This window comes from Acidimicrobiales bacterium (genome assembly GCA_035512495.1).
Taxonomy (GTDB): domain Bacteria; phylum Actinomycetota; class Acidimicrobiia; order Acidimicrobiales; family CADCSY01; genus DATKDW01.
The window spans coordinates 1-2,885 of the sequence record DATKDW010000038.1 but is presented as its reverse complement, the minus strand read 5'-3'; the positions used below and the strand labels follow the sequence as shown (position 1 = coordinate 2,885).

General features: G+C 70.9%; 3 protein-coding genes and 1 tRNA gene. 1 reads left to right on the top strand and 3 read right to left on the bottom strand.

Annotated elements, in window-relative coordinates; all coding sequences use genetic code 11:
• Positions 1-263: 263 nt before the first annotated feature.
• From VMN58_04590 to VMN58_04580, 3 genes are all read right to left on the bottom strand, one after another.
• Complete coding sequence (locus VMN58_04590) at positions 264-1,739, bottom strand: hypothetical protein (protein ID HUF32471.1); 1,476 nt, start codon at positions 1,737-1,739, stop codon at positions 264-266.
• 229 nt (positions 1,740-1,968) lie between these two features.
• Positions 1,969-2,451 (bottom strand): hypothetical protein, encoded by a 483-nt coding sequence (locus VMN58_04585; protein ID HUF32470.1) that lies wholly within the window; start codon positions 2,449-2,451, stop codon positions 1,969-1,971.
• 70 nt (positions 2,452-2,521) lie between these two features.
• Positions 2,522-2,598 (bottom strand) — tRNA-Ala (locus tag VMN58_04580).
• 99 nt (positions 2,599-2,697) lie between these two features.
• Here VMN58_04580 and VMN58_04575 point away from each other — a divergent pair.
• On the top strand, positions 2,698-2,885 hold a 188-nt coding region (locus VMN58_04575; protein HUF32469.1), incomplete at its 3' end, for a hypothetical protein.

Sequence of the window (2,885 nt, the reverse complement as noted above, 5' to 3'; positions counted from 1 at the left end):
GGGCAACATCGCCCAGTACGTGGAGGGCAACGACGCCTTCGGGCTCGACTCCGACCGGGCGCGGCTCATCCGCCTCCTCTTCCAGCCGGTCCTCGTGGCGTGGGCGCTGTGGTCGACCGGGGCGTGGCGGGCGCTCACCGGACGGCGACGCCGCTGGCGACGCTGAGCCGACGTCAGACCGCGTCGAGCTCGGCCCACGGTCGTCAACTGCATCGCGACCGGTGGTCGGACGGCGTCGCGCCTCGGGCGGCCGCTGGTGGTGCTCAGGACCCCCCGGAGAACCGGAACACGTCGAGGCCGCGGGCCCCGAAGTCGCCCACGTAGACGTAGCCCTGGTGCCACAGCGCGCCCCACGAGTTGGCGCCGGGCATGATCAGCTCGGCGGCCTTCGTCGGGTTGGCGGGGTCGCTGAGGTCGACCACCTGGAGACCGGCGTTGTAGGAGCCGATGAACATGTGGTTGCCGTGGGTGCTGAACACGTGCACCGAGCACACCGGGGCGGGCGTGCCGGCGCCGATGAACCACTCCGACAGCTCGGTCGCCTCGGTGAGGTCGTCGGACACCCGCAGGATCGTCACACCACCGGCGTCACACCCGTTGTGGAGGTCCTCGTCGGTCACGATCATGACGCTCGGGTCGCCGTCGAGGAACTGGACCTCGTGGAAGTACCGGATCGGGTGGTGGCCCTCGGCGTGGGGGTGCCGCCAGCGGTTCAGCACCACGGGCGCGGCCGGGTCGGTGATGTCGACAACGAAGACGCTGCCGGTGTTGCCCGCGCCCAGGTAGTTGCCGCCCTCGGCCAGCAGGGCGATGTCGCGCTCGGCGTAGGTGGGCTGCGGGGTGCCTCCCGGCGAGTCGGGTCGACCCTTGCCGCTGCTCCGGACGCGGTCGCGACCCTTGGGCACCTCCCACTGGTCCTCGGGCAGGAGGACCCGCCGGTCGGTGTACACCTCGACGTCGTGGATGTGGGTGAACTTCGGGCCCACCTCACGCTCGCCCCGGTGTGGCGAGGTCTCCCACAGCGCCACCGGGTCGAAGCGGGCGAGGTTCGCCGGAGCAGCCGGCGCCTCGCCGAGGAGGGGCTCGAGGTCGTAGATGCGCAGGCCGTTCTCGCCGGAGCCACCCGACGGAAGCCACAGCCGGCGCTCGTCGACGATGTCGCTGTTGTGGGCCTCGCCGTCGGCGGCGCCAGTGAAGCGCCACAGCAGCTTGGGCGCCGCCGGGTCGGAGACGTCGAGGAACTCGGTCTGGGTGGTGGAAGCCGCTCGTCGGGTACCACCGAGGGCCACGATGTGGCGGCCGTCGAACACGGCGGCGTCAGGGACGGCGTCGGCGCGGGCACCTGGATCGGTCGGTGACTGCGGGCCGGGCACGTACTGGCCGACCTGCGTGGGCGCGGCCGGGTTGCTGATGTCGAAGATGCGCATCCCGAAGCCGTAGGCGCCGACGTAGAGACGGTCGCCCTCCACCACCGAGTGGCCGCCGGTCATGCCCGGCACGTTCGCCACGTGCTCGACGCCGGCGGGTGCGCTGATCACCGGTGCGGCCGCCAGCGCAGGGTCCGGAGCGGGCGCCAAGGCCGCGGCGGCCAAGGCCTTCTCGGTCTCGGGCTCGGGCCCGGTCGATGCCAGGTCGGCGAAGACCTGCTGTGCGACGAGACCGGCCGGCAGGACCGCCGCCAGTGCAGCTGCGCCCCACAGGCGGCGTCGCCTCGAAACCGATCCGCTCTTCATCTGCATGACCCCACTCCTGCTCCGATGTGGACACCCTTGTCAGTGCGAGTCGCCCTCCAGCCGCAGCACGCCCGTGGCGCCCGCCAGCCAGACCGTCGCCACCCCGGCGACCGCGTCCGAGAACTCCTCGCTTGCTCGGAGGGCAACTTCGACGCGCCGCCCGGGTCCTCCTGCCGGTCCCGGCCAGCACTTTCGCGTGGTGAACCCGGCGGACGCTGACGTCGCCGCACGACAGTCAGGGTCGGATGTCGAAGGTCATCGAGACGGGATCCAGCCATCCCCACTTCACCTCGAGGCGGTAGGTGCCTGGCTCGACCGCATCGCCGCGGACCGGAACGCCACCGATCTCCAGATCGTCGGGGAACGCCGTCGGTTGGTTCCACACGCGCTGGTCCCAGGTCTCGCCCACGCCCGTCCGGCAGGATCGAGGCCCCCAGGTCAGATTCTTCAGTTCGAGGGTGAAGACGTAGTGGCTGCTGTCGGCCACGACGTCACCCTCGGAGTCGAGGATGCGCCACGACGGCTTGCCGTCGTCGGTGGTCATCGGGAGCACGCTGTTCGAGCACACGGTCAGCGCGAACTCGACGGGTTCACCCCTCTCGTACCAGGACCGGTCGAGCGTCAGGTCAACCCTCAACGATCGTCCGACATTGCCGGCGACGAAGAGCCCGATCACGATGACCCCGGCGAACGAGAAGAGAGCCGTTCGGCGCGTCATCCCCACGCTGCGCATCGTGCCACGTCATGAGCTCCGGCCACTTTGGGCCTCTGACCTGGGCTTGTCTGGCTGGTGGAGACGATGGGAATCGAACCCACGACCCCCTGCTTGCAAAGCAGGTGCTCTAGCCAACTGAGCTACGTCCCCGTGGGGAGTCCCAGGCTACGCCTCCCCCGCCGCATCGCCCCAACGGGACGCAGCGCCCGATTGGTTGCCGCGCGTGGGCCGGCGGAGTAGGCCACGACCATGCCCGCGTTCCTGCTCCCCACCGAACCGGTCGAGTCGCTGGAGGCCTACCTGGCCACCGACGTCGGCGGGGCGGGCGTCGCACGTGCCCAGGAGATCGGCCCGGCCGCGACCATCGACGAGGTGCTCGCCTCGGGGTTGCGGGGCCGAGGCGGTGGCGGCTTCCCGACCGGTCGCAAGTGGCAGGG

What these genes read in the sequence shown, in the direction of transcription:
- VMN58_04590 (HUF32471.1), bottom strand. Translation starts at nt 1,739, where the DNA reads ATGCAGATGAAGAGCGGATCGGTTTCGAGGCGACGCCGCCTGTGGGGC.
- VMN58_04585 (HUF32470.1), bottom strand. Translation starts at nt 2,451, where the DNA reads ATGACGCGCCGAACGGCTCTCTTCTCGTTCGCCGGGGTCATCGTGATC.